Below are 24562 nucleotides of genomic sequence, written 5' to 3' on the forward strand. Positions count from 1 at the left end.
CCCGCCCCACGAGACAGCGCCGGAAAGGCCCTAGAGGCGCGGGTCGACCGGCTCCGACTCCAGGGCGAGCACCGCGAACACCGGCTCGTGCACCCGCCACAGCGGCTCGCCCGCCGCCAGCCGGTCCAGCGCCTCCAGGCCGAGCGCGTACTCGCGCAGCGCGAGCGAGCGCTTGTGCCCGAGGAACCGCTGGCGCAGCTGGTCCAGGTACTGCGTGTAGTCCGGACCGTAGATGATCCGCAGGTACTCGCGGCCACGGACCTTGACGCCGGGCTGGATCAGCCCGCCCGGGCGCCCCTGCCCTGCCTTGCCCCGGACCATCGAGGCCAGCGGCTTGACCACCATGCCCTCGCCGCCGGCCCCGGTCAGCTCCTCCCACCAGGCCACGCCCGCGGCGACGGACGCCTCGTCGGCGGTGTCCACCAGCAGCCGGCCGGTGCGGTGCAGGACGGGCGCCTGCGGCTCGGCGGCGTGGTCGGCCTCGACCAGCCGGTCGATCCAGGCGAGGTGCTCGTCGTGCGGACGCACCGCCAGGTTCGCCCCCTCGGCGGCCAGCACCTGGAAGGGCGCCAGCCGGATGCCCGAGAGCCCCTCGGTCGGCCAGCAGTACCGCCGGTACGCCTCGGTGAACGCCTGCGCGTCGGCGGCGCGCTGCCGCTGGCGGGCCGTCAACTCGGCGAGGTCGAGCCCGCGCCCGGCCGCCTGCTCCAGTGCGGCGAGCACCTGCGGCAGGGCCGCGCCCGCCGCGGCGCCGACCGCCGCGTACTGACGTCGCAGCAACTCGGCGGCCTTCAGCGACCACGGCATCAGCTCGGCGTCCAGCAGCAGCCAACCGGTGTCCAGCTCGTCGAAGAGCCCGGCACGCTCGGCGGCGGCCCGCAGCCGGCCCAGGACGGCGGCGGTGAGCTCGTCGTCGCCCAGGAACGCCCGGCCGGTGCGGGTCCAGATCGCCCCGGGCCCGGCCAGGCCGAACCGCTTCTCCAGTGCCGTGTCCTCCCGGGCCACCAGCACCACCGCGCGGGAGCCCATGTGCTTCTCCTCGCAGATCACCTCGCGGACGCCGTCCTCGCGGTAGGCGAAGAAGGCCTCCTCCGGGTGCTCCAGGTAGCCGGGGCGGCGCGAGGTCGCGCTCGGCGCCATGGTCGGCGGCAGGTAGGCGAGCAGCCGCGGATCGATCGCGAACCGGCTCATCACCTCCAGCGCGGCCGCCGCGTTCTCCTCGCGCACGGCGACCCGGCCGTGCAGCGAGGTCTCCACCACCCGGCGACCGGCCACGTCGGCGAGGTCCAGCGGACGGCCCTCGCGGGGACCCGGCGCGTCCGTGTGCAGCGGCCGGACCGGCGCGTACCACTCCTGCTCGGCCTCGACGCTCACCAGCTCGCGCTCCGGGTAGCGCAGCGCGGTCAGGCTGCCGCCGAAGACGCAACCGGTGTCCAGGCAGATGGTGTTGTTGAGGAAGCTCGCCACCGGCACCGGCGTGTGGCCGTAGACCACCAGCGCCCGGCCCCGGTACTCCTCCGCCCACGGGTAGCGCACCGGCAGCCCGTACTCGTCGGTCTCGCCGGTGGTGTCCCCGTACAGCGCGTGCGAGCGCACCCGGCCGGAGGCCCGGCCGTGGTACTTCTCCGGCAGGCCGGCGTGGCAGACCACCAGGGCGCCGCCGTCCAGCAAGTAGTGGCTGACCAGGCCACGCATGAACGCCCGGACCTCGGCGCGGAACTCCTCCGACTCCCCCGCCAGCTGGTCCAGCGACTCCTGGAGGCCGTGCGAGACGGTCACCTTCTTGCCGTCCATCGCCCGGCCGAGCTTGTTCTCGTGGTTGCCCGGCACGCAGATCGCGTGCCCGGCCGCCACCATGCCCATCACCAGGCGCAGCACGCCCGGCGTGTCCGGGCCGCGGTCGACCAGGTCGCCGACGAAGACGGCGGTGCGGCCCGCGGGGTGCGCGGCGTCCACCGGACGGCCGGCCTCGTCCCTGGTCAGCGAGTAGCCGAGGCGGGTGAGCAGGGTCTCCAGCTCGGAGCGGCAGCCGTGGATGTCGCCGACGATGTCGAACGGGCCGGTGAGGTGGCGCAGGTCGTTGAACCGCTTCTCCGGCACGATCTCGGCGGCCGTGACCTCCGCCTCCCCGCGCAGGACGTGCACCTTGCGGAAGCCCTCGCGCTCCAGGCCCCGCAGTGAGCGGCGCAGCTCGCGGTGCTGGCGCGGGACCACGTGCGCGGGCAGCTGCCGGTCCGGGCGGCTCCGGTTGCGCTCGGCGCAGACGCCCGGCGGGACGTCCAGCACGATCGCGATCGGCAGCACGTCGTGCTCGCGGGCGATCCGGACCAGCTGCTTGCGGGCCTCCGGCTGGACGTTGGTGGCGTCCACGACGGTCAGCCGGCCGGCGGCGAGGCGCTTGCCGACGATGTAGTGCAGCACGTCGAAGGCCTCGGCGGAGGCGGACTGGTCGTTCTCGTCGTCCGCCACGAGACCGCGGCAGAAGTCGGAGGAGACCACCTGGGTTGGGAGGAAGTGCTTGCGGGCGAAGCTGGACTTCCCGGCGCCACTGGTGCCGATCAGGACGACGAGGGAGACGTCGGTGACGGGGAGGCGACGGGGCTTCGCAGCGGCGGCCGGCGGGACGGCGTCCGGGGCGGACCCGTCCGGGACGGGGGCCTCCGTCGCGGGAGCCTCCGGGGTAGGGGCATCCGTCGCGGGGGCGTCGGTGGTGGGTTCCGGGGACTGTGCGTCGTCGGTCATCGGGTCTCGCCCCCTTCGGGCGTCGTGGCGGTCTCGGCGGGGTTCGGTTCGGTGCTCACGTTCGCGCGCTCGGACGCGGGCGTGGGCGTGGCCTCGGCCATCGGCTCGTCCGTGGTGCCGATGCGGAACAGGGCGAGCTGGGTCGGCGCACCCACTTCAGGATCCTCCGGGCCGACCGGGCGGATCACCGCGGTGTAGCCGTACGCCGCCGCCACCCGCTCGGCCCAGGCCCGGAACTCGGCGCGGTCCCACTCGAAGCGGTGGTCGGCGTGCCGGACGTGCCCGGCCGGCAGGCTCTCCCAGCGCACGTTGTACTCGGCGTTGGGCGTCGTGACCACCACCGCCGCCGGGCGGGCCGATCCGAACACCGCGTACTCCAGCGCCGGCAGCCGGGGCAGGTCAAGGTGCTCGATCACCTCGCACAGCACCGCCGCGTCGAATCCCTTGAGCCGCGCGTCCGTGTACGTCAGCGCGCCCTGGACCAGCTTGACCCGGGACGCCATCCGCTCGGGCAACCGCTCCAGCCGCAGCTTGCGCGCGGCCGCGGACAGCGCCCGCGCGGACACGTCCACGCCGAGCACCTCGGTGATCCGGGCGTCCTTGAGCAGTTTGCCGATCAGCTCGCCCTGCCCGCAGCCGAGGTCGGCCACCCGGGCCGCCCCGACCTCGCGCAGCGCGGCCGTGATCGCCGTACGACGCTGCTCGGCCAGCGAGACCGGCTTCTCGCCGGCAGCCTCGTCCGCGGCGGACCGCTGCTCCTGCGACACCGCCCCCGGCGACACCGCCCCGCGCAGCACCGACGCCTGCGGGCCGGTCCCCTGCGGGCCGGTCTCGTCGGCGGCCTCGTCGACGGTGTCGTCGACCGCGTTGTCGATCTCCTCGACCTCGCGGTCGTCGGCCTCCGCCAGCCGCGCCAGCTCCAGCCGCTCCATCGCCCTCCGGGTGAGCGTCCACCGCCGGGACAGGTAGCGGCGCGCGATCAGCGCCTGCTCGGGGTGGTCGGCCAACCAGCCCTCACCGGCGGCGAGCAGCTTGTCGACCTCGTCCGGGGCCACCCAGTAGTGCTTGGCGCCGTCGAGCACCGGCAGCAGCACGTACAGCTGCTGCAGCGCGTCCGCGAGACGGATCTCCGCCGCGGCCAGCTCCAGCCGGACGTAACGCGACTCGCCCCACTCGGGGAAGGTCTCGTCCAGCGGGACCGCCGACGCCTCGACCTGCCAGCCCAGCGGCTCGAACAGCCGACCCGCCATCGCCGGCCCACCGCCGTCGCCCGCACCGTTGGCCGGCACGGCGGGCAGCGAGATCCGCAACGGACGGGGCTGCTCGGCCAGCCCGGGGCGGGCCTCGCAGACGCCCTTCATCGCCGTCCGGAACACCGTCCGCAGCGCCACCGCGAGCAGCGAGGAGGCCGCGTAGGGGCGGTCGTTGACGTACTGGGCGAGCGCGAAGTCCGGCGAGCCGCCGCGGCCCTTGCCCCGGCCCTTGCGGACCAGCGCGATCGGGTCGACGTCGAGCAGCAGCGCGGCCGTGCAGGCCTCGTCGCCCGCCTCGGGGTAGAAGACGTGGGCCTCGCCGTGTGAGGTCGAGAACCGCTGGACCTTGCCCGGGTGCTTGTGCAGCAGGAAGCCCAGGTCGGTGGCGGGGTTCTCGGCCGTACCGGTGGTGGAGATCGACATGAACACCCGCCCGAGTATTGCCGAGGAGCGGCCACCCGGGCACCGCCTTTTCGCGGGCGCCCGGCCCCGCCGCCCGCCTGGGCGCCGACCCGGACGGGAGCCGCGGGCGGCCTGTCCGCACGGTGAGCGTGTTCGGCACCGGGGGCCCGCATTCGTTAACGTGCACGATGTGACTGCAGAATCCACCTCCCTCGCAAGCGGCGCCGTCGCCGCAGGTCTGGCCACCATCGCCGCCGACGGCACCATCCTCGACACCTGGTACCCCGCCCCCGCGCTGGCCACCGAGCCCGGCCCGGCCGGCACCGTCCGCCTGACCGCCGAGCAGGCCGAGGCCGAGCTGGGCGCCGGTGCGGCCGAGGCGCTGCGCGCCGACGCGCGCCGCGGCGTCGAGGTGGTCGCCGTGCGCACCACGATCGCCTCGCTGGACGAGAAGCCGATCGACGCGCACGACGCCTACCTGCGCCTGCACCTGCTGAGCCACCGCCTGGTCAAGCCGCACGGCCAGAACCTGGACGGCCTCTTCGGCCTGCTGGCCAACGTCGCGTGGACCAGCATCGGCCCGGTGCAGGTGGACAAGGTCGAGCAGGCCCGCCTGGCGGTCCGCGCCCAGGGCGGCCAGCTCGCCGTGTACGGGATCGACAAGTTCCCGCGGATGACCGACTACGTCGCCCCGTCGGGCGTGCGCATCGCCCACGCGGACCGCGTCCGGCTCGGCGCGCACCTCGCCTCCGGCACCACCGTGATGCACGAGGGCTTCGTCAACTTCAACGCCGGCACCCTGGGCACCTCCATGGTCGAGGGCCGGATCAGTGCGGGCGTCGTGGTCGGCGACCACAGCGACATCGGCGGCGGCGCCTCGATCATGGGCACCCTGTCCGGCGGCGGCAAGCAGGTCGTCTCGGTCGGCGAGCGCTGCCTGCTCGGCGCCAACGCGGGCATCGGCATCTCGCTGGGCAACGACTGCGTGGTCGAGGCCGGCCTCTACGTCACCGCCGGCACCCGGGTCACCACCCCGGACGGCAAGGTGGCGAAGGCCGTGGAGCTCTCCGGCCAGGACAACCTGCTCTTCCGCCGCAACTCCCAGACCGGCGCGGTCGAGGTCATCGCCCGCTCCGGCTCCTGGGGCGGTCTGAACGCGGAGCTGCACGCCCACAACTGACCCCCTTCCCGGGGTTCCGGGCCCCGGCGCCACCACGGCGCCGGGGCCCTTTCGGTTTCCTCCGTACGACCACTCCGTCCCCGGTCCGCCCGACCGCCGTCGCCCGGCCACCCGGCCACGGGACGCGCCCTAACCGAGGCGGCTCGGCGACGGCAAGCCCGCCTCACCCGGGAGGCTGACCACCGACGGGAGTTGGACCGCATTGAGTGGTGCCCGGTGACCCGCTACCGGGCGGTTCGTTGGTTGCAACGGCGGTGGCTCCGGTGTGCCGGGCCGTCACCAGCCGCTTCACACCGCACTACCGATCCGAAGAGGTCCGCTCATGTCCGAACCCTGGTCCGAGGCATCCGCCGTGCCGCAGCATCCGGCTGCCGACGCGTCGGCGGTGCCGGCCCCTCCGAAGACCCTGCTGGAGCAGATGCAGGAGCTGCTCGCCTCGGTCACCGCGGACCTCGCGGAGCTGCAGTCGTCCGGTGCCGCGACCGCCGACCGGCCGGCCGGCGGACCGAGCCTGAGCACGAGTAACGACTTCTCCGCCTCCGAGGTCTGAGGCGGCAGCTGCGGGCCGGCCGCCGCGGGCTCCGCCGGCTCCGGCGCACATTCCCCCGCCGCCTGTCGGACCACCTGCCCCAGCCGGGTGACGAGGTCCGTGCAGTCGGCGGCCGCGTCGACCCCGTCGATGCACGTCCAGTACAGGCTCTCGGTGTCGGCGCCGCAGGCCAGCACCACCAGCGTCTCGCCGACGTCCCGCAGCAGCCCGCCGAGCTCGGCCAGCATCGGGGCCGGCGCACCGAGTTCGGTGAGCCGCCCGGCCCGGCCGCCCGCGCCCAGGCCCGACAGGGCGGAGGACTCCCCCGAAGAGTGGTCCAGGCAGCCCGCCGCGTGGCTGCCGGCCTCCGCCAGCTGCTGCCCGAGGCCGGCCGACTCGCCGTCGTCCAGCTCCGCTAGCCGGGCGCCGACCGCCTCGGTGAGCAGCGCGGCCTGCCGCGCCTCGGCCAGCACGTCCGGCACGTTCCTGGCCTCGGCCAGGGCGTGCCGGGCCGTCTTGATCAGTCGCAGCGCCTCCATCGGCCGCCACCCCTTCCGCACGTTCTCGCCGTGCCTCCGCGGTCGCTCGACCGCGGAGGCACCTGGTCACGGCGAAAGCGTGCGCCCGGAAACGGATCGGCGCAGCCACCTCTTCGGAAGCTGTGGACAACCCGGGGTTGTGGATAACTTCCGTCCCTCACAAGGGTTATTCGCCCACATCCGGCTTGACGTCGGCCCCGGAACCGCCACCCGCACCGGGCACGGGGAAGCGCAGCTCGTTGCGGTCGATCTTGGCAGCCAGGGCGGTCAGCGGGTCCACGCCGACCGCCGTGCAGAACTGCAGCAGGTAGGCCAGGACGTCGGCCACCTCGTCCCGCACCCGGTGTGCGCGGTCCGGGTCGGACATCACCGCCGCCGCCTGCTCGGGCGTGAGCCACTGGAAGATCTCCAGCAGCTCGCCGGCCTCCACGGTCAACGCCGCCGCCAGGTTCTTCGGCGTGTGGAAGGGCTCCCAGCTGCGGGCCGCCGCGAACGCCGTCAGCCGCTGCCGCAGGCTCTCCAGGGTCGGGTCCGCGGGTTCCGTCATTCGTTCACTCACTCCTCCAGGTCTACCGCATCCCCGGACGCGGCCACCGACCCGGGCGCGTCCCCACTCACCGACCCAGCCACCGCTCCGCTCACCGGCCCACTCACCGCCCCGGGCGCGTCCCCACTCACCGACCCGGCCACCGCTCCACTCACCGACCCGGGCGGCCCGGCGTCCCCCGCCGCGCCGGCCCCCACCGCCCCCGCGACCCGCGCCCCGCCCTGGGCCGGCACCCGCGCGGTCTCGGTGCGCAGCACGGTGTGCCCGGACCCCGGGTCGCGCCGGCACTCGACCAGCGCCACGCCCGGCGGCAGCTCCCCGTCCCCGCCGAGCGCCTCCCGGGCGGCGGCCGGCTCCTGCAGTGCGGCCAGGACCCGCAGCTGGTTGCGCCCGGCCATGTCGCGGGCGAGCCGGAGCAGTGAGGCGGTCTGTTCGGTGCCGAGCCCCGCGCCGAGGTCCCCGGCGAGCACGGTGAGCTGGCGGTGCGCCCAGGGCACCTCGGCGGCGGGGTCGAGGTCGAGCACGCCGGCGCCGGTGAGCAGCACGGCGGCGAACGCGAGGTGGCGCAGCATGCCGTCGGAGGCCTGGTCGGCGCCGGTGCGGCCGAGGACGCCCTCGTCGAAGACGGCGAGGACGCGCTCTCCGGTGCCGATCCCGCGCCGGGCCAGGTCGAGTCCGAGCAGCGGGTGCGGAGCGGCGGACTGGACGACGCGCAGCAGTTGGCCGTAGCGGCGGGAGCACTCGTTGCTGAGCCGGGCGATGACGGCGGAGATGTTGGCGGCGGTGCTGACCAGCCGGGCCTGCGGGTCGGGGCGGGCCCAGCCGCGCATCAGGGCGGGCACGGGGTGGACGGGGAAGACCTCGCGCAGCGCGGTGAGCAGGTGTTCCGCCGCGGCGAGGACCGTGCGCTCGCCGGGTGAGGAGCCGGCGACGCGCAGCGGGAGCTGTGCGGTGATCAGGGCGGTGTTGGGGAAAGGCGCGCGGATGTCGCCCTGCCGGGTGTCGTTGTGCCAGCTGACGTTGATCCGCTGGTGCCGGAGGTCCTGTTCGCCGGTCTCCATCAGGGTCCGGCCGTCGAGGGTGAGCTGCTCCCGGGCGATCCGGACCGGGCCGTCGGTGCGGACGACGACTTCGAGGCCGATCGGCCCGTCGGCGGATCGGACGGTGCAGCCGAGGATGAGGGCGTTGCGGCCGTGCGGCACGCAGCCGGCGAGGCCGCCGCGGACGGGGGTGGCGAGCGGACCGGGCCGGCCGGGGAGGCCGTCGAGCGAGTCGGTGATCTCCTCGCCGAGCGCGAGGCGGGAGAGGACGGCGAGGGCGTCGAGCGCGTTGGACTTGCCGACGCCGGCCGGCCCGTGCAGCACGGTGAGGGGCGCGAGCGGCAGGCTCGCGCGCCGGTAGGACTTGAACGAGGTGAGCCGGAGTTCCTCGACGGTGGGGCGCTGCGCGGGCGGGCGGCCGAGGTCGGGTGCGCGCGGCTCGGGCTCCGGGATCCACCGCCCGGGTTCCGGGGCCCGCAGGCCGAGGTCCGAGGTCCGCTGGTGAGGGTGGGCCGGCACGGCGGGCCGGGTGGCGTCGCGGTTCACCCGTCGGACGTTAGCCGCCGCCCGGGCGGCAGAAACGTGCCTGCCCGGCAGATTCATCCCAATGGGGAGGGCGGGCCCGGGGCGCAAACGCCCCGCTCAGCGCCGGTAGGCGGCGACCGTGACGGAGGCGGTGACCTCGACGGGGTCGGGCAGGTCGGCGAGCCAGGCGGCCAGCCGCTCCCGGTCGGTGTGCCAGGCGCTCGGGCCCATGCCGACGACGGTGCGGACGTCGGCGGCGGAGAGCCGCAGGGTGAACTCGACCTCCTGCTGCCCGGCCGGCGCGAGGTGGGGGCCGAGCTTCTCGTCGATCCGGCGCTGCTTCTCCTCGTCGACGGAGAGCAGCCCGAGCGCGGTGACCAGTTCGCGCAGGTGGCGCGGGGTGGGCGAGACCAGCAGCAGGGTGCCGCCGGGGCGCAGCACCCGGCGGATCTCGGGGCCGTTGCGCGGGGCGAAGACGTTCAGGACGAGGCCGGCGGAGGAGTCCCGCAACGGCAGCGGGCGCCAGGCGTCGCAGACGACGGCACCGATCCGGGGGTGGGCCTTGGCCGCGCGGCGGAGCGCGTACTTGGAGATGTCGAGGGCGGCGCCGGGCAGCGCGGGCAGGGCGTCGAGCACGTGGGCGAGGTAGTGGCCGGTGCCGGCGCCCAGGTCGGCGACGAGGCCTTCGGGCGCGGTGGCCGCGGCGGCGTCGGCGAGCGCGTCGGCGATCGGTCGGTAGTGACCGGCGGCGAGGAAGTCGCTGCGGGCGGCCACCATCTCGGCGGTGTCACCGGTGCCGGTGTGGGCGTCGCCGGCGAGCAGGCTGACGTAGCCCTGTTTGGCGACGTCGAAGCTGTGCCCGGTCGGGCAGCGCAGGGTGCGCCCGTCGAGGGTGAGGGCCTGCGCGCAGTGCGGGCACGCCAGGTAGGGCTCGATGTCCTGCAGCAACGTCCGTCTTCTCTCGCCATCCGGTCGTGCGTCCCGGCCGGAAGGGCAAGCCTAACGACCGGCGGTGCGCGGCGGCGCATCCCGCTGACCGGGGAGCAGGCCCGGAAGCGGACCCGGGAGCAGGCCCGGAAGCGGACCCGGGAGCCGGGGGCCCGGGAGCCGGGGGTTCCCGCCGCCCCGGGCGGCGGTGCGCAGGGCCAGCGCGGCGAGCGCCTCGGGGGCGCCGGCCTGGCCGCGGATGCCCGGGAAGGCGTTGACGTCGACGATGACGGGTTCGGCCGGCCCGTCGAGCAGGTCCACGCCGTAGACGTCGAGGCCGAAGACCTCACCGACCCGCAGGGCCAGTCCGGCGCGGTCGGCGGGCAGCTCGGCGGGGCCGAACCGGCCTTGGACCGGCTGCTCGTCCACCGCGAGTTCGGAGCGGCGGCGCTCGCAGAACACCTGCCCGTCGACGACCCAGATCTTCTGGTCCCAGCCGGTGTTGGCGACGTAGGGCTGGGCGACGACGGGTTCGCCCGGCCACCGCTCGGCCAGGGCTCGCAGCCGCCCGGGGTCGTCGGCGCGGGCCACGAGGTCCTGGCGGCGGCTGTGGCGGCTCTTGACCACCACCGGATAGTCGGTGGGGTGCAGGTTCTCGGCCAGTTCGGCCAGGCTCTCGGCGGTGCGGTTGGCGGCGAAGGGCAGGCCGGCGCGGTGGGCGAGCCCGGCCATCGCGGTGCGGTCCTGGCAGAGCTCGGTCGCGGCGGCGGAGTTGACGACGGGGGCGCCGCGCTCCTCCAGGTGGCGGGCGAGCGCGAGCGCCTGCGGGGTGCGGGCCTTGAGCAGGTAGACGTCGGCGAGCGGGCCGGGCCCGAGCCGCTCGGCGGGCGGGGTGTCGCCGGTGGTGGGGTCGAGGCTCTCGACCCGGTGGTCCGGGGCGAGCAGCGCGGCGGTGGCGGCGAGCAGCGGGTGACCGGGGTCGGGCGTGAGCAGGCAGATCCTCATATCGCTCCGCCCACCGCGCCGTTGACGAACCCCGTCCCGCCGATGCCGAGCACCCCGCCGACGCCCACCGCCGCGCCGCCCACGGCCGTACCGTGCACCGCGGCACCGTGCACCGCGCCACCGCGCGCCGCCGCACCCTGCACGGGCAGCCGGACCGCCTCCGACACCGGCACCGGCACCGGCACCGGCAGTCCGCCCACCGGCAGTGCGTCCACCGGCAGTCCGTCCACCGGCTGGTGGACCAGCGCGGGAGCCGGGGCCGAGACCGCCGTCCCGGTGCGGGCCAGCCGCAGCACCGCCCGGGCGACCCGGGCGACCGCGTCCGGCACCTGACGGAAGCTGGGGAAGTCGTTGATGTCGACGACCACCGGACCCTCCGGGCCGAGCAGCACGTCCACGCCGTACAGGTCGAGCCCGAACACCTCGCCCACCTGGGCGGCGATCCGCGCGACCTCGGCGGGCAGCGGCACCTGCCGCTCGCGCACGCCCTGCCCGGGGTGCAGCGGCGAGCACCGCTCGGTCGCGTACAGCTCGCCGTCGACGCAGTACACCTTGAGGTCGGTTCCGGAGTTGGGCACGTAGGGCTGGGCGATCAGCAGGCCCTCGCCGGCGAGGAGGGGGCCGAGCGCGAGCAGCTCGTCGGGCGTGCGGACGAGCCGGACGGCCCGCCCGGAGCTGCCGTCGGCGGGCTTGACCACCAGCGGGTACTCGGAGGCGGGGATCTCCGCGAGCCGTTCCCAGCGGGCGGCGGCGTAGGTGACGGGGACGGGCAGGCCGCGGGTGCGGGCGATCACCGCGGCGAGCGCCTTGTCGCGGACGCCGCGGATGGACCGGACGTCGTTGACGGTGGTGAGGCCGACGGCGGCGGCCGCTTCGAGGAGGGTGAGGCCGGGGCCTCCGGAGACGGTCTTGAGCACCCAGGCGTCGTGGCTGCCGGCGCGGACGGACTCCGAGATCGCCATCAGCGAGTCGCCGGGACGCAGCACGTCCACCCGGTGCCCCCAGGCGGTGAGCTGGCGCACCACGTCGAGCGGCATGCCGTCGTGCCGGTAGTGCTCCTCGACCAGAAAGCAGAGCCTCATGAGCCTGTCCATCCCCCTCGCCTCGCCCAGCGCGGACGTCCGCCGTTCCGGTCCGGCAGAGCTGTAAAGGCCCCAGAATGCCATGGCGTCCACACGCAAGATCGCCCGGCCTGTAAGCGTTCGGCAACAATCCGTCCGAATTGCCCGGGCTCCGGCCCCGCCCGCCGGCGCGCCCCCCGGTCGGTCGACTCCCCGGGGGTTGCGACCGAAACCACTGGCAGGTCCACGACGATCCTGCCAGGATGCACGACGTGAACGTCGACGATCTTGATCCCTCCGACCCTGCCTTCCGCGACCTGCTCGCCGAGATCGAGCACTACTACGACGCCGTGCCGCGCGCTGCGGCCCGGGTCGAGGACTTCGGTCCGCTGAGCCTGTTCGTCCCCAAGGGCCAGGGCTGGCCCTACTACGCCCGCCCGGCGCTCGGGCACACCGGCCCGGCCGCCACCGCCGAGGACGTCCGCCGGGTGCTGGCCCGCCAGCGCGAGCTGGGCGTGCCGGAGGCGTTCGAGTGGGTGGCCGAGCACGACCCGCAGCTGCGCGCGGCGGTGGAGGAGGCCGGGCTCGCGGTGCACGAGCACCCGCTGCTGGTGCTCGGGCCGGAGGACGAGCCCGCCCTTACGGACCACGTGCTGCCCGAGGGCGTGTCGGTGCGGGTCCTGGCCGCCGACGACCCGGACCTCGCGAGCGCCGTGGCCGTCCCGCACCTGGCGTTCGGCGAACCCGGCACCGCGCTGGGCACCGCCGGCCCGGACGAACTCGCCGCCGCCGCCGAGAAGTCGGCGGCGGACGGCACGGTCGCACGGATCGCCGGGCGGATCACCGCCGGGCAGACCGTGCTCGCCGCGGCCGTCCGGGACGGTTCGGCGCTCTGCGCCGGCCAGCACAACCCGGTCGGGCCGGTCACCGAGGTGGCCGGCGTCGGCACCCTGCCGTCGGGTCGGCGACAGGGCCTCGGCCTCGCGGTCACCGCGGCGCTGGTCGCGCACGCGCGGGCCAACGGCGTGCGGACGGTCTTCCTGTCCGCCGCCGACGAGGACGTCGCCCGGATCTACCGCCGGGCCGGTTTCCGCCCGTTCGCGACGGCGCTGATCGCCGAGCCCGCGCCGGACGGCGCGCCCGGGGCGTGACCGGCGGGTGCCACCCCGCCGGTTCAGTCCGAGTCCTCGTCGTCCTCGCCGCTGACGCCCTCGCCCTCGGCCTCGTCCACCACCCACGCGGCCAGCCGCTCGGCTACCCCGGACACGCCGATCCGCCCCTCGCGGATGGCCCGGGCGAGGCTGCGCACCTCGCGGGCGGTGGTCGCGACCGTGCAGCCGCTGGCCACCAGGTAGGCGTAGGCGACGGCGGTGGCGAACAGCTCGTTGGTCTTCTCCAGGGCCGGCACCCGGATGAGCTGGTGCATCAGGGCGGCGGCGCGGTCCTGCGGTTCGGGGTAGACCGCGATGTCGAAGATCTCGGCCTGGTGGCGGGTGACCGCCGCGAGCAGCGATCCGTAGTCGGTGACCTGCGGGTCACCGGGCGTGTACTGCTCGGCGGTCATGAGCAGCCACGAGAGGTCGACCTCCAGGTTCAACGGCGCACGTCCTGGAGGTCGGCCGTGCCACCGAACTCGGCCAGGAACGCCGTCTCGTACTCCTTCATGAACTGCGCGGCGGCGTCGACGAACGCCCGCCCGGACTCGCCCATGTCCTGCTGGACCAGGCGCTCGATGTATTGGTTCATGCTGATCCCCTGCTGCTCCGCCCGCTCCCGGGCCATCTCCGCGGTGGTGGCGTCCACCCGGACGTTCAGCTGCTTCTTACCCATGAGCCTCAAGCTAGCGCCGAAGTGCTAGCACAACAAGGGCGCACGCACACCCGTCACACGCCCTGCAAGCGCCCTGCCCGCCCGGACCCGCGCCCAACCCACGCCCGCGGGCCCGCGGCGGCTGGCTCTCCCGGATCACCCCTCCCGATCGGCGCGGAAGGGCCTGCGGAGCGGCCCCGAGGAGCGAGACTTGAAGAGTTCTTCACCTTCCGAGACTCTGAACTGCCCCGAGGATTCCCTGGAGCGGCACCGACCGGTGTGGAGGCCGGCAATGACAGCCCTGTTCGACCAGGAGCTGCGCGAGCAGCTCATCCAGGCCCGCAAGGACCTCGCCGCCGCGCGCGCCGAAGGGGACGCCGACGGCGTCCAGGCGTACGAGGGCCGCATCGCCGGTCTCATCCGGCTCGCCGCCCAGCACGGCATCAGCCTGCCGCACAGCACGGAGGAAGAGGAACAGAACCTGCGCTGAGCGGCGCCCGCGTCACCACGACCCAACGCGCGGAGGCGGCACCCGGAACCCGGGTACCGCCTCCGTGTCGCGTCACGTCCGGCCGTCGGACTACTCGCCGACCGGCTCCAGGATGGCCACGCACTCGAAGTGGTGGGTCATCGGGAAGAGGTCGAAGGCGCGCAGCGAGACCGGGCGGTAGCCGCCCTCGCGGAAGAACGCGAGGTCACGGGCGAGCGCGGCCGGGTCGCAGGCGACGTAGGCGATCCGGCGGGCCTCGAGTCCGACCAGGTGGGCGACGGTCTCGCGGCCGGCCCCGGCCCGCGGCGGGTCGAGGACGATCAGGTCGGTGGCGGTGATGCCGGTGCGCGGCAGCAGCGTCTCGACCCGGTCGCACTCGATCCGGACGTTGTCCAGCGCGGCCAGGTTGTGCCGGGCGTCGATCACGGCCTGCTTGGCCGACTCGATGCCGAGCACCGCGCCGTCCTCGCCGACCCGGTCGGCCAGCGCGCCGGCGAACAGCCCGACGCCGCAGTACAGGTCGAGCGCGTTCTCGCCCCACTGCGGGTCCAGGCCGTCCAGGACGGCGTCGACCAGGGTGTCCGGGGCCTCGGGGTGGATCTGCCAGAAGCCGCCGTTGCTGACCCGCCAGGTGCGGCCGGCCGCCCGCTCGCGCACGAAGGTGCGGCCGTGCACCCGGTGGACGCCGCCCTGCTCGTCGATCCGGCTGATCGACACCGGCTTGTCCAGCTCGACCAGCGGCAGCTGGGCGCCGGGCGCCGGGGTGAGCACCACCTGGCGGTCGGAGGAACCGGACGCGGCGACCACCTCGACGGTGGCGACACCGGGCCAGTCACGCGACTCGATGCCCAGCTCGGTGACGCCCTCGGCGGCGATCAGGCAGCGGTCGATCGGCTGGATCTCGTGCGAGCGGTGCTTGCGCAGCCCGACCTTGCCGCTGGCCGGGTCGACCGCGTACTGCATCCGGGTGCGCCAGGCCGGCACCTGCCCGGCCGGGAGCTTGCCGCCGACCGGCTCGACACTGCCGTCCCATCCGGCCTCGGCCGGGGTGAGGCCGGCCAGCTTCGCCAGCTGCTCGGTGAGCACCTGCACCTTGAGCTTGCGCTGCCCCCCGGGGGTGACGTGCTGCCAGTCGCAGCCGCCGCACTTGCCGGGCCCGGCGAACGGGCACGGCGGAGCGATCCGGTCCTTGGCGGGCTCCAGGATCTCCACCGCGTCGGCGCGCAGGAAGCGCGACTTCGTGGTGCCCTCGGTGACCAGCGCGACGACCTTCTCGCCGGGCAGCGCGTGCCGGACGAACAGCACCCGGCCCTCGTGCCGGGCCACGCAGTGCCCGCCGCCGTGCGCGACCGGGCCGACCTCGACCTCGTAGCGCTCGCCGACCAGCGGGTCCCCGCCGGGGCCCTTGGGGGCGGCCTCGGAACGCGGGGCGCGGGTGGGGCGCAGCGCCTTCGGCGGCCGGACGGTCTGCTTGCGCGGACGCTCCCCGCCCCGGGCCTTCTCCTTCCGCGGCTCGGCGGCCCCCTGGCGCTCGGCGCGCGGCGCGCGCTCCGGGCGCTCGGCGGGCTCCGGAGCGCGCTCCCCCGGCGCGAGCGGCGCCGTCTGCGCGGTGTAGCCCTCGCGGTCGGTGGCGGCCGGGCGCACCGGCTTGCCCCAGCGCGGCCGGGCGACCTGCCCGGGCTTGCCGGCGCCGCCCTTGCGGGCGCCCTTGCCGGAGCCGCCGGACGAACCGGACGAACCGTGGGAGCGGGACGGGGTGTTGCGGGTCACTGGGAGGAGTCCTTGCTGCTGTCAGCGGAGCCGGCGGCCTTACCGCCGGACGTCGCGTCCGGCGTTGCGGAGACATTCGACTTTACGGCCTTCGGCGCCCGCGGCTCGCCACGCCGGACGGCACCCGGCGCCGACCAGGCCTTCTGCGGCTTGCGCCGCTCGGAGGACTCCAGCTGCCACGGCACCGAGGTCACCATCACCCCGGGCTTGAACAGCAGGCGGCCCTTGAGCCGCAGCGCGCTCTGGTTGTGCAGCAGGTGCTCGTACCAGTGACCGACCACGTACTCGGGGATGTAGACCGAGACCACGTCGCGCGGGCTGCTCCGGCGCAGGTTCTTGACGTAGTCCAGGACCGGCCCGGTGATCTCGCGGAACGGCGAGTCCAGCACCTTGAGCGGCACCTCGATCCCGCGCTCGTCCCACTCTTCGCGCAGCGCCGCGGTGTCCGCCGGGTCCACGTTGACGGTGACGGCCTCCAGCGTGTGGGCGCGGGCCAGCCGCGCGTACGCGAGGGCGCGCAGGGCCGGCTTGTGCAGCTTGGAGACCAGGACGATGGCGTGCACCCGGGTGGGCAGCACCACGTCGTCCGCCTCCTCGGCGGCGACCAGCTCCTCCGAGACCCGGTCGTAGTGCCGGCGGATCGCCTTCATCATCACGAACAGCACGACCATCGCGGCGATCGCGATCCAGGCGTGGCTGATCTTCGTGGCCAGGACGACGATCAGCACGGCCATGGTCATCACCAGGCCGAACGTGTTGATCGCCCGGCTGCGCTGCATGTGCCGGCGCTTGGCCGGGTCGGTCTCGGTCCGCAGCCCCCTGGTCCAGTGCCGGATCATGCCGGACTGGCTCATGTTGAAGGACACGAAGACGCCGACGATGTAGAGCTGGATCAGCCGCGTCGGGTCGGCGTCGAAGGCGATGATGAACAGGATCGCCGCCAGCGCCAGCAGGATGATGCCGTTGGAGAAGGCCAGCCGGTCACCACGGGTGTGCAGCTGGCGCGGCAGGTAGCGGTCCTGGGCGAGGATCGAGCCGAGCACCGGGAAGCCGTTGAACGCGGTGTTGGCGGCCAGCACCAGGATCAGGCCGGTCACGGCGGCGACGAAGTAGAAGCCGGGCGTGAAGTTGGAGAACACGGCCTCGCTGATCTGGGCGAGCGCGGTCTTCTGGTGGTAGTCGCTGCCCGCGCCGACCAGCTGCTCGGCGGGCTCCTCGGCCATCTGGACGCCGGTGAGCCGGGCCAGCCAGATGATCCCCATGAACATCACGACGGCGATCGAGGCCATCATCAGCAGCGTCGTCGCGGCGTTCTTGCTCTTCGGCTTCCGGAAGGCGGGCACGCCGTTGGAGATCGCCTCGACGCCGGTCAGCGCGGCACAACCCGAGGAGAACGCCTTCAGCAGCAGGAACACCATCGCGAAGCCGGCCAGCGACTCGTTGCCGGCGGTGGCCTCCAGGTGGAAGCCGGAGCTCTCGGCGGGCATCTCCTGGCCGAACCCGAAGTGCCGGACCACGCCGTACACCACCATGCCGATCACGCCGACCATGAAGGCGTACGTCGGGACGGCGAAGGCGCTCCCGGACTCCCGGACGCCGCGCAGGTTCATGCCCATCAGCAGGATGACCACGACCACCGAGAGGGTGAGCTCGTGGCCGCGCAGCGACGGCACCGCGGAGACCACGTTGGCCACCCCGGAGGTCGTGGAGACCGCCACGGTGAGGATGTAGTCCACCATCAGCGCGCTCGCGACCACCAGGCCGGAGTTGGCGCCGTGGTTCACGGTGGCGACCTCGTAGTCGCCACCGCCGCTCGGGTACGCGTGCACGTTCTGCCGGTACGAGGCCACCACCGCGAGCATCACGATGGCGACGACGACGCCGATCTGCCATGAGAAGTGGATGGCCGACGCACCCGCCAGGGAGAGTGTCAGCAGGATCTCCTCGGGCGCGTACGCGACCGAGGAGAGTGCGTCCGAGGCGAAGACGGGCAGCGCGATGCGCTTGGGGAGCAGCGTTTCCCCGAGCTTGTCGCTGCGCAGCGCACGCCCGATCAGGATGCGTTTCGGAAGGTCAGTCGGCATAGGCACGATGGAATCGTAGGGGCTGTTGGCCCCGAGGTCCGACTCATGGCCCCCCCTTCGTCGCGACTGTGTTCGGTGGACCGGCTAGCGTGTCGGATACGAGCAGGCGGGCAACACTCAGGTTGTCGAGCCGTGCGACCACGAGAACGCTCGCCCCGGACAGCGGGGCGGGAAAGGATGACGAACGGTGTTTGCGCAGGTCAAGACCCCAACGGGACGGGTGAGGTAGCGCCGGTGCACATCGTCATCATGGGCTGCGGCCGCGTGGGCTCCGCCCTCGCCAGAGCGCTGGAGAAACAGGGCCACTCGGTCGCCGTCGTCGACCAGGACCCGACGGCCTTCCGCCGACTGGGCGCCGGATTCAACGGGCGCCGGGTGACGGGTGTCGGCTTCGACCAGGACACCCTCAAGGAGGCGGGCATCGAGGAGGCCGGCGCGTTCGCCGCCGTCTCCAGCGGTGACAACTCCAACATCATCGCCGCGCGGGTGGCCCGGGAGAACTTCGGCGTCGAGAACGTCGCCGCCCGGATCTACGACCCCCGGCGCGCCGAGGTCTACCAGCGCCTGGGCATCCCGACCGTGGCCACCGTCCGCTGGACGGCCGACCAGATGCTGCGCCGGCTGCTGCCGAGCGGCGCCGAGCCGCTCTGGCAGGACCCGAGCGGCACCGTCCAGCTCGCCGAGGTCGCCTACCACCCCGACTGGGTCGGCCACCGGCTGAGCCAGCTGGAGGAGGCCTCCGGCGCCAGGGTGTCGTTCGTCACCCGTCTCGGCGAGGGCGTCCTGCCCGCGCCCCAGATGGTGGTCCAGGAGGGCGACCTGGTGCACGTGATGCTGCGCCGCGCCGACCTCGCGGCGGTCGAGGCCGCGTTCGCGCAGGGCCCGGAGAAGGAGGGTCACTGATGCGAGTCGCCATTGCCGGAGCCGGTGCCGTCGGCCGCTCGATCGCGGGCGAGCTGCTGGAGAACGGCCACGAGGTCCTGCTGATAGACAAGAACCCCAACTCCATCTCGGTGGAGCGGGTCCCGATGGCGGAGTGGCTGCTGGCCGACGCCTGCGAGATCACCTCGCTGGACGAGGCCGCCCTGCAGCGCTGCCACGTGGTGATCGCCGCGACCGGTGACGACAAGGTCAACCTGGTCGTCTCGCTGCTCGCGAAGACCGAGTACGGGGTGCCGCGGGTGGTCGCCCGGGTGAACAACCCGAAGAACGAGTGGCTCTTCAACGAGTCCTGGGGCGTGGACGTCGCCGTCTCCACCCCGCGCCTGATGTCCGCCCTGGTCGAGGAGGCCGTCAGCGTCGGCGACCTGGTCCGGCTGATGCGCTTCAGCCAGGGCAACGCCAACCTGGTCGAGCTCACCCTGGCCGCCGACACCGAGCTGGTCGGCACCCGCGTCGGCGACGTGCCGTGGCCGCCGGACACCTCGCTGGTGACCATCATCCGCGAGGGCCGGGTGCTCACCCCGGGCAAGGACGACACCCTGGAGGGTGGCGACGAGCTGCTCTTCGTCGCCGCCCAGGAGCGCGAGGAGGAGCTGGAGAACCTGCTCTCGACCTCCTCCGGCGCCCAGTAGCGGCGCCCCGGTAGGCGCCCCGGGCGAACGCTCCGCGGAACACCGAGAGGGCCCGCACTCGATGTCGAGTGCGGGCCCTCCCGCGTGGGTCGCTCACTTCCGGTCGGCCGCGGCCGGCTCCTGCTCCGGTTCCTCGTCCAGCTGCGCCTTGATCGGCGGCGGCGCCTTCAGCAGGATCTGCCACGTGACGTACATCGCCAGCAGCATCGGCGGGATGCCCAGGGCGACCTTGAGCCAGCCGAGCAGGTTGACGTTGTGGGTGAAGTACAGCGGGAAGAGGATCACCGGCTTGATGCCCATGATCACCACCCAGGCCCAGGTCGCCTTGGTGTAGGCGGCGAGCCGGCCCGGGTTCTCCTTGCGCCAGGTGAACATCTCGCCGGTGACCGGGCCGAGCATGACGCCGATCAGCGGCCAGCGCACCAACGCCGACACGGCCAGGCCGATGCAGTAGCCGACGTTCCAGAGCAGGCCGGGCAGGTAGAAGTTCTCCGCCTTGCCGGTCTTCATCGAGATCCAGGCCCCGATGGCGACCCCGAACACGCCGCTGAAGGCGTGCTGCACGGTCTCCCGCTTGGCCAGCCGCGCCACCACGAACAGGGCGCTCAGGCCGAGCGCGGCCCAGGCGGCCGCCGAAACCTGGTGGGTGATGTTGAACGTGACGATGAAGACCAGGCCGGGCAGCGTCATGTCGATCATGCCGCGCACGCCGCCGAAGGCCTGCATCACGTTCTCGGCGGCCTCCTTGGAGGCGGCCGCCTGTCGGGCCGCCTCGTCGTCGACGGGGGCGGCCTCGGCCAGGCCTAGCTGGGCGGCGGGCTCGCCGCCGGGCTGGTTGCTCACGCTCACTCGCTCCCGTGTCCGACCGGACGCAGCTCGTAGCGGGGGTTGAACAGCACGCGGCGCCCGCGTGCGTGGCTGATCCGGCCGCTGGCGACCAGCCGGCGGCCGGGCTCTATGCCCGCGATGGAGCGGCGGCCGAGCCAGACCACGTCCAGCGCCTCGGTGCCGTCGAAGAGCTCGGCCTCCAGCGCGGGCACGCCGGCCCGGGGGCGGAGGGTCACGGTGCGCAGGGTGCCGGCGACGGTGACCAGTTCACGGTCCCCGCAGCTGGCGATCGGAGTGCAGCCCGACTCCGCCGCGCTCTCCTGGCGCAGCTCCTCCGCCTGCAGCTCCTCCGCGGAGGAGGTCAGCCGGCTGAGCAAACGGCGGAAGCGGCCCTGCGGCTGGTCGCTGCTGATGTCACCACTCATGTCGGAAAGGCTACCGGCTCCGGAGCCCCCGGTGGCAGGCCGCGAACGCGCCGGGATACCCGCAGCGGGTATTCGGCAACCCCACGCCCCCCGGCAGCTCGCGGTCAGCCCTCGAAGCGGTACCCCATGCCCGGCTCGGTGATGAAGTGACGCGGGTGCGAGGGGTCGCGTTCCAGTTTGCGCCGCAGCTGGGCCAGGTAGACCCGCAGGTAATTGGTCTCGGTCCGGTAGGCGGGCCCCCAGACCTCCTGGAGCAGCTGGGTCTGGCTCACCAGCCGCCCGGCGTTGCGGACCAGGACCTCCAGCAGGTGCCACTCGGTCGGGGTGAGCCGGACGTCCGTGCCGTCCCGGTTCACCTTCTTGGCCGCGAGGTCGACGGTGAAGCTGTCGGTGACCACCAGGGAGTCGTCCTCACCGGCCACCGGCTCGGCCCGGCGGACGGCGGCGCGCATCCGGGCGAGCAGCTCGTCCATGCCGAACGGCTTGGTGACGTAGTCGTCGGCGCCGGCGTCCAGCGCCTCGACCTTCTCGTCGGACGCGTGCCGGGCGGAGAGCACGATGATCGGGACCCTGGTCCAACCGCGCAGGCCCTTGATCACCTCGACGCCGTCCATGTCGGGCAGGCCCAGGTCGAGGACGACCACGTCGGGGTGACGGGCGGCGGCCAGCTCCAGCGCGCTCGTGCCGTCGTGGGCCGCGTCCACCTCGTACTTGCGGGCCTTGAGGTTGATCACCAGCGCGCGGACGATCTGCGGTTCGTCGTCCACGACGAGGACCCGGGTCATGCGGGCTCCGCCTTTCACAGCTGTCGGAAGGGGTGGTCATGCGGGGGACGGAAGGCCGGCCGCCGCCTCGGGAGGCTCGGCCGGACCGGTCGGGCTCGCGGCCCGTTCGGACGGCCCGATCCGGTCGGCGGACTCGTCAGGTCCAGCGGATCCGGTAGGTCCGGGCGGTTCGGGCGGGCGGTCGGCGGCCGGCAGGGTGACGACCATGGTGAGGCCGCCGCCCGGGGTGTCCTCGGCGGTGACGGTGCCGTCCATCGCCTCGACGAAGCCCCGCGCCACGGCGAGCCCGAGGCCCACCCCGGCGCCGCGCGGCGCGTCCCCGTACCGCTGGAACGGTGCGAAGATCCGTTCCTTGGCGTCCTCGGGCACGCCCGGACCGCGGTCGACGATCCGCAGCTCGACCCGGCCGGGCCCGCCCGCCGGAACCAGCGCGTCCGCCTTGACCAGCACCTTCACCCCGGCCGGGCTGTACTTGACCGCGTTCTCGACCAGGTTGGCGAGCGAGCGTTCCAGCAGCCCGCCGTCGGCCCGGATCATCGGCAGCGTCTCCGGGACGTCCAGCCGGACGGCCTCCGGCGGGACCCCGCCGAGCGCGAACGGCACCACCTCGTCCAGGTCGGTCTCCTGGATCAGCGGGGTGACGGTGCCGGTCTGCAGCCGGCTCATGTCGAGCAGGTTGTTGATCAGATGGTCGAGCCGGTCGGCGCCGGCCTCGATACCCGCCAGCAGCTCGGCCTCGTCCTCCTCGTCCCACTCCACGTCCGCCGACCGCAGCGAGCTGACCGAGGCCTTGATCCCGGCCAACGGGGTGCGCAGGTCGTGCGAGACGGCGGCGAGCAGGGCGGTACGGATCCGGTTGCCCTCGGCCTCGCGGCGGGCCGCCGCCGCCTCCCCGGCCAGCCGGCGCCGCTCCAGCAGCACCGCGGCCTGGGCGGCGAAGGCGCCGAGCAGCCGGCGGTCCTCGGCGGGCAGCACCCGGCCGCACAGCGCCAGGGCCAGCGTGTCGCCGACCGGGACGTCCACGTCCGCGCTCTCGGGCCGGTCCGGAGGGTGCGGGCCGGCCGCCGCGACCACCTGCCACGGACCGAGCGGGTCGGACCGCTCCAGCAGCGCGGCGGAGTCCTGCTGGAACGTCTCCCTGACCTGCTCCAGCAGGGCGGTCAGCACGCCGTCCCCACCCGGTGCGCCGCGCAGCACGGTGCCGGCCAGCGCGCTGAGCGTCTGCGCCTCGGTCTGGCTGCGCGCCGCCTGGTGGGTGCGCCGGGCGGCGAGGTCCACCACCGAGGCGACCGCGATGCCGACGGCGGTGAAGATGGCCACCGCCATGATGTTCTGCGGCTCGTCGATGGTGAAGGTGTGGATCGGCGGAGCGAAGTAGTAGTTCAGCGCGGTGGAGCCGACCAGGGCGGAGGCGATCGCCGGGAACAGCCCGCCGACCAGCGCCGCGCACACCGTCAGCGACAGGAACAGCAGCATGTCGGTGGAGAGCCCGAGGCCCTCCACCTGGGTGAGCAGCAGCGCGAGCAGCGGTGGCCCGGCGAGACCGATCAGCCAGCCCGCGATGGCCCGCGGCCGGCCCAGATCGGTGACCTTGCGGATCGGCACCCGGCCGAGGCCCTTCGCGGCGTGCTCGTGGGTGACGATGTGCACGTCGATGTCGCCGGACGCCCGGGTCACGGTGGCGCCGACGCCCGGATCGTAGAGGTACTGCCAGGCCGGCCGGCGGCTGGTGCCCAACACGATCTGGGTCGCGTTGACACCACGGGCGAAGTCCAGCAACCCGTCCGCCGGATCGTCGCCGAGGACGGCGTGGAAGGAGCCGCCCAGGCTCTCCACCAGCGCCCGCTGCTCGATCAGCGCCTGCGAGGAACCCGACCCCGGACCGGCCAGGCCGTCCGAGCGGGAGATGTGCACGGCGAGCAGCTCACCGCCGGAGCCACGGGCCGCGATCCGGGCGGCCCGGCGGATCAGCGTCGCGCCCTCCGGGCCGCCGGTCAGGCCGACCACGATCCGCTCCCGGGCCTGCCAGGTGCCCTTGATCCCCTGCTCGGCCCGGTACTTCTGCAGGTACTCGTCGACCCGGTCGGCCGTCCAGAGCAGCGCGAGCTCGCGCAGCGCGGTCAGGTTCCCCGGGCGGAAGTAGTTGGCGAGGGCCGCGTCGATCTTCTCCGGCGCGTACACGTTGCCGTGCGCCAGCCGGCGCCGCAGGGCCTGCGGGTCCATGTCGACCAGCTCGATCTGGTCGGCCCGCCGGACCACCTCGTCCGGCACGGTCTCACGCTGCCGGACCCCGGTGATGCCCTCCACCACGTCGCCCAGCGACTCCAGGTGCTGGATGTTCACGGTCGAGATGACGTCGATCCCGGCCGCCAGCAGCTCCTCGACGTCCTGCCAGCGCTTGCCGTTGCGGCACCCCGGCACATTGGTGTGCGCCAGCTCGTCCACCAGGGCCACCTGCGGCCGACGGGCCAGCACGGCGTCGAGGTCCATCTCGGTGAACGCGGCTCCCCGGTGCGTCAGCGCCCGGCGGGGAACGACCTCCAGGCCGGCCACCAGCGCGGTGGTGTGCTGCCGCCCGTGGTCCTCGACGAACGCCACCACGACATCGGTCCCGCGCTCCAGCCGCCGGTGCGCCTCGGCGAGCATGGCGTACGTCTTGCCGACCCCGGGCACCGCCCCGAGGTAGATCCGCAGCCTGCCGCGTCCCATGAGCACCATTCTTGATCCGGCCCTGCCCGGCGACCACCCCGGACACCAGTTCCCTTCGCCTTCGAGACTACGGCGTAACGGACGATTTGCCAGCGATCCAGCCGCTGACCTGGCAGTTTTAGCGCCATGTTGATGGGGTGGCCGCCGGCCGAGGCCGGAATCGATCCGGACCGGCCGGACCGGCCCGGACCAGCGTTGAAAAGGCGCCGGGAATGCAGAGAACCCCTGATCCTTGAGGGATCAGGGGTTCTCTGTGAATGATTGTTCGGCGGCGTCCTACTCTCCCACAGGGTCCCCCCTGCAGTACCATCGGCGCTGTGAGGCTTAGCTTCCGGGTT

Annotated in this window: 21 protein-coding genes and 1 rRNA gene; 5 read left to right on the plus strand and 17 right to left on the minus strand. The window is 73.8% G+C overall.

The genetic code is table 11. From position 1 onward, the window contains the following. Positions 1–30: 30 nt before the first annotated feature. Positions 31–2742 (minus strand): polynucleotide kinase-phosphatase, encoded by a 2712-nt coding sequence (locus ACFVHB_RS25020; protein ID WP_380326404.1) that lies wholly within the window; start codon positions 2740–2742, stop codon positions 31–33. After that, positions 2739–4424 carry a 3' terminal RNA ribose 2'-O-methyltransferase Hen1 gene (locus tag ACFVHB_RS25025; RefSeq protein WP_380326407.1) on the minus strand — a complete coding sequence of 562 codons (1686 nt, stop codon included), beginning with the start codon at positions 4422–4424 and terminating at the stop codon, positions 2739–2741. Before ACFVHB_RS25025 ends, ACFVHB_RS25020 begins: the two co-directional genes overlap by 4 nt. Before the next feature lie 163 nt (positions 4425–4587). Here ACFVHB_RS25025 and dapD point away from each other — a divergent pair, with 163 nt between their 5' ends. Beyond that, positions 4588–5577, plus strand: coding sequence for a 2,3,4,5-tetrahydropyridine-2,6-dicarboxylate N-succinyltransferase (gene dapD, locus ACFVHB_RS25030; RefSeq protein ID WP_380326410.1), 990 nt, complete (start codon positions 4588–4590; stop codon positions 5575–5577). A 288-nt stretch (positions 5578–5865) separates the two neighbouring features. Here dapD and ACFVHB_RS25035 read toward each other — a convergent pair whose 3' ends face one another. From ACFVHB_RS25035 to ACFVHB_RS25060, 6 genes are all read right to left on the minus strand, one after another. Further along, a complete protein-coding gene (locus ACFVHB_RS25035; RefSeq protein ID WP_380326413.1) occupies positions 5866–6645 on the minus strand; it encodes a DUF6099 family protein in 780 nt (259 codons plus the stop codon). Positions 6646–6811: 166 nt separating this feature from the next. Next, a complete protein-coding gene (locus ACFVHB_RS25040) occupies positions 6812–7192 on the minus strand; it encodes a nucleotide pyrophosphohydrolase (RefSeq protein ID WP_380326416.1) in 381 nt (126 codons plus the stop codon). Positions 7193–7200: 8 nt separating this feature from the next. Then, complete coding sequence (locus tag ACFVHB_RS25045) at positions 7201–8778, minus strand: AAA family ATPase (RefSeq protein ID WP_380326418.1); 1578 nt, start codon at positions 8776–8778, stop codon at positions 7201–7203. A 96-nt stretch (positions 8779–8874) separates the two neighbouring features. Beyond that, positions 8875–9705 carry a putative RNA methyltransferase gene (locus tag ACFVHB_RS25050; RefSeq protein ID WP_380326421.1) on the minus strand — a complete coding sequence of 277 codons (831 nt, stop codon included), beginning with the start codon at positions 9703–9705 and terminating at the stop codon, positions 8875–8877. 51 nt (positions 9706–9756) lie between these two features. Next, on the minus strand, positions 9757–10689 hold the full coding sequence (locus tag ACFVHB_RS25055; protein ID WP_380326424.1) for a RimK family alpha-L-glutamate ligase: 933 nt from the start codon (positions 10687–10689) through the stop codon (positions 9757–9759). Continuing rightward, positions 10686–11771 carry a RimK family alpha-L-glutamate ligase gene (locus tag ACFVHB_RS25060; protein ID WP_380326427.1) on the minus strand — a complete coding sequence of 362 codons (1086 nt, stop codon included), beginning with the start codon at positions 11769–11771 and terminating at the stop codon, positions 10686–10688. Before ACFVHB_RS25060 ends, ACFVHB_RS25055 begins: the two co-directional genes overlap by 4 nt. Positions 11772–12013: 242 nt before the next feature. On the opposite strand from ACFVHB_RS25060, the gene ACFVHB_RS25065 reads away from it, so the two are divergent. Then, entirely contained in the window at positions 12014–12901 is an 888-nt protein-coding gene (locus tag ACFVHB_RS25065) for a GNAT family N-acetyltransferase (RefSeq protein WP_380326430.1), read from the plus strand. 23 nt (positions 12902–12924) lie between these two features. Here ACFVHB_RS25065 and ACFVHB_RS25070 read toward each other — a convergent pair whose 3' ends face one another. Next, positions 12925–13347: a fic family toxin-antitoxin system, toxin component gene (locus tag ACFVHB_RS25070; RefSeq protein ID WP_380326433.1), complete on the minus strand. Its 423-nt coding sequence runs from the start codon at positions 13345–13347 to the stop codon at positions 12925–12927. After that, complete coding sequence (locus ACFVHB_RS25075) at positions 13344–13580, minus strand: toxin-antitoxin system HicB family antitoxin (RefSeq protein WP_380326436.1); 237 nt, start codon at positions 13578–13580, stop codon at positions 13344–13346. Before ACFVHB_RS25075 ends, ACFVHB_RS25070 begins: the two co-directional genes overlap by 4 nt. A 271-nt stretch (positions 13581–13851) precedes the next feature. Between ACFVHB_RS25075 and ACFVHB_RS25080 the strand changes: the two genes are divergently transcribed. Then, the gene (locus ACFVHB_RS25080) at positions 13852–14049 is read left to right on the plus strand and encodes a hypothetical protein (protein ID WP_380326439.1); all 198 of its coding nucleotides are present in this window, start codon (positions 13852–13854) and stop codon (positions 14047–14049) included. Positions 14050–14139: 90 nt separating this feature from the next. On the opposite strand, the gene ACFVHB_RS25085 is transcribed toward ACFVHB_RS25080, so the two are convergent. Next, entirely contained in the window at positions 14140–15495 is a 1356-nt protein-coding gene (locus ACFVHB_RS25085; RefSeq protein WP_380326457.1) for a class I SAM-dependent RNA methyltransferase, read from the minus strand. A gap of 320 nt (positions 15496–15815) precedes the next feature. Further along, positions 15816–17903 carry an APC family permease gene (locus ACFVHB_RS25090; protein ID WP_380326460.1) on the minus strand — a complete coding sequence of 696 codons (2088 nt, stop codon included), beginning with the start codon at positions 17901–17903 and terminating at the stop codon, positions 15816–15818. Positions 17904–18137: 234 nt separating this feature from the next. Here ACFVHB_RS25090 and ACFVHB_RS25095 point away from each other — a divergent pair, with 234 nt between their 5' ends. Both ACFVHB_RS25095 and ACFVHB_RS25100 read left to right on the plus strand, forming a co-directional pair. Then, positions 18138–18806 (plus strand): potassium channel family protein, encoded by a 669-nt coding sequence (locus ACFVHB_RS25095; RefSeq protein ID WP_380326442.1) that lies wholly within the window; start codon positions 18138–18140, stop codon positions 18804–18806. Beyond that, on the plus strand, positions 18806–19477 hold the full coding sequence (locus tag ACFVHB_RS25100; RefSeq protein ID WP_380326445.1) for a potassium channel family protein: 672 nt from the start codon (positions 18806–18808) through the stop codon (positions 19475–19477). Before ACFVHB_RS25095 ends, ACFVHB_RS25100 begins: the two co-directional genes overlap by 1 nt. 93 nt (positions 19478–19570) lie before the next feature. Here the strand turns inward: ACFVHB_RS25100 and ACFVHB_RS25105 are convergent, their stop codons facing one another. From ACFVHB_RS25105 to rrf, 5 genes are all read right to left on the minus strand, one after another. Then, complete coding sequence (locus ACFVHB_RS25105) at positions 19571–20320, minus strand: DUF3159 domain-containing protein (protein ID WP_380326448.1); 750 nt, start codon at positions 20318–20320, stop codon at positions 19571–19573. A gap of 2 nt (positions 20321–20322) precedes the next feature. Then, entirely contained in the window at positions 20323–20730 is a 408-nt protein-coding gene (locus ACFVHB_RS25110; RefSeq protein WP_360185081.1) for an OB-fold nucleic acid binding domain-containing protein, read from the minus strand. Between the two features lie 104 nt (positions 20731–20834). Beyond that, positions 20835–21515: a response regulator gene (locus ACFVHB_RS25115; protein WP_380326451.1), complete on the minus strand. Its 681-nt coding sequence runs from the start codon at positions 21513–21515 to the stop codon at positions 20835–20837. Positions 21516–21551: 36 nt separating this feature from the next. Further along, the gene (locus tag ACFVHB_RS25120) at positions 21552–24224 is read right to left on the minus strand and encodes an ATP-binding protein (protein ID WP_380326454.1); all 2673 of its coding nucleotides are present in this window, start codon (positions 24222–24224) and stop codon (positions 21552–21554) included. Between the two features lie 263 nt (positions 24225–24487). Beyond that, a 5S ribosomal RNA gene (rrf, locus tag ACFVHB_RS25125) occupies positions 24488–24562 on the minus strand; the annotation flags it as partial.

The sequence above is a fragment of the Kitasatospora sp. NPDC127111 genome, from assembly GCF_042677465.1.
Taxonomy (GTDB): domain Bacteria; phylum Actinomycetota; class Actinomycetes; order Streptomycetales; family Streptomycetaceae; genus Kitasatospora.

Coding starts and splice junctions, on each gene's coding strand:
- ACFVHB_RS25020 (WP_380326404.1), bottom strand. CDS start 2,742: ATGACCGACGACGCACAGTCCCCGGAACCCACCACCGACGCCCCCGCG.
- ACFVHB_RS25035 (WP_380326413.1), bottom strand. CDS start 6,645: ATGGAGGCGCTGCGACTGATCAAGACGGCCCGGCACGCCCTGGCCGAG.
- ACFVHB_RS25040 (WP_380326416.1), bottom strand. CDS start 7,192: ATGACGGAACCCGCGGACCCGACCCTGGAGAGCCTGCGGCAGCGGCTG.
- ACFVHB_RS25055 (WP_380326424.1), bottom strand. CDS start 10,689: ATGAGGATCTGCCTGCTCACGCCCGACCCCGGTCACCCGCTGCTCGCC.
- ACFVHB_RS25060 (WP_380326427.1), bottom strand. CDS start 11,771: ATGAGGCTCTGCTTTCTGGTCGAGGAGCACTACCGGCACGACGGCATG.
- ACFVHB_RS25065 (WP_380326430.1), top strand. CDS start 12,014: ATGCACGACGTGAACGTCGACGATCTTGATCCCTCCGACCCTGCCTTC.
- ACFVHB_RS25075 (WP_380326436.1), bottom strand. CDS start 13,580: ATGGGTAAGAAGCAGCTGAACGTCCGGGTGGACGCCACCACCGCGGAG.
- ACFVHB_RS25080 (WP_380326439.1), top strand. CDS start 13,852: ATGACAGCCCTGTTCGACCAGGAGCTGCGCGAGCAGCTCATCCAGGCC.
- ACFVHB_RS25090 (WP_380326460.1), bottom strand. CDS start 17,903: ATGCCGACTGACCTTCCGAAACGCATCCTGATCGGGCGTGCGCTGCGC.
- ACFVHB_RS25100 (WP_380326445.1), top strand. CDS start 18,806: ATGCGAGTCGCCATTGCCGGAGCCGGTGCCGTCGGCCGCTCGATCGCG.
- ACFVHB_RS25110 (WP_360185081.1), bottom strand. CDS start 20,730: ATGAGTGGTGACATCAGCAGCGACCAGCCGCAGGGCCGCTTCCGCCGT.
- ACFVHB_RS25115 (WP_380326451.1), bottom strand. CDS start 21,515: ATGACCCGGGTCCTCGTCGTGGACGACGAACCGCAGATCGTCCGCGCG.
- ACFVHB_RS25120 (WP_380326454.1), bottom strand. CDS start 24,224: ATGGGACGCGGCAGGCTGCGGATCTACCTCGGGGCGGTGCCCGGGGTC.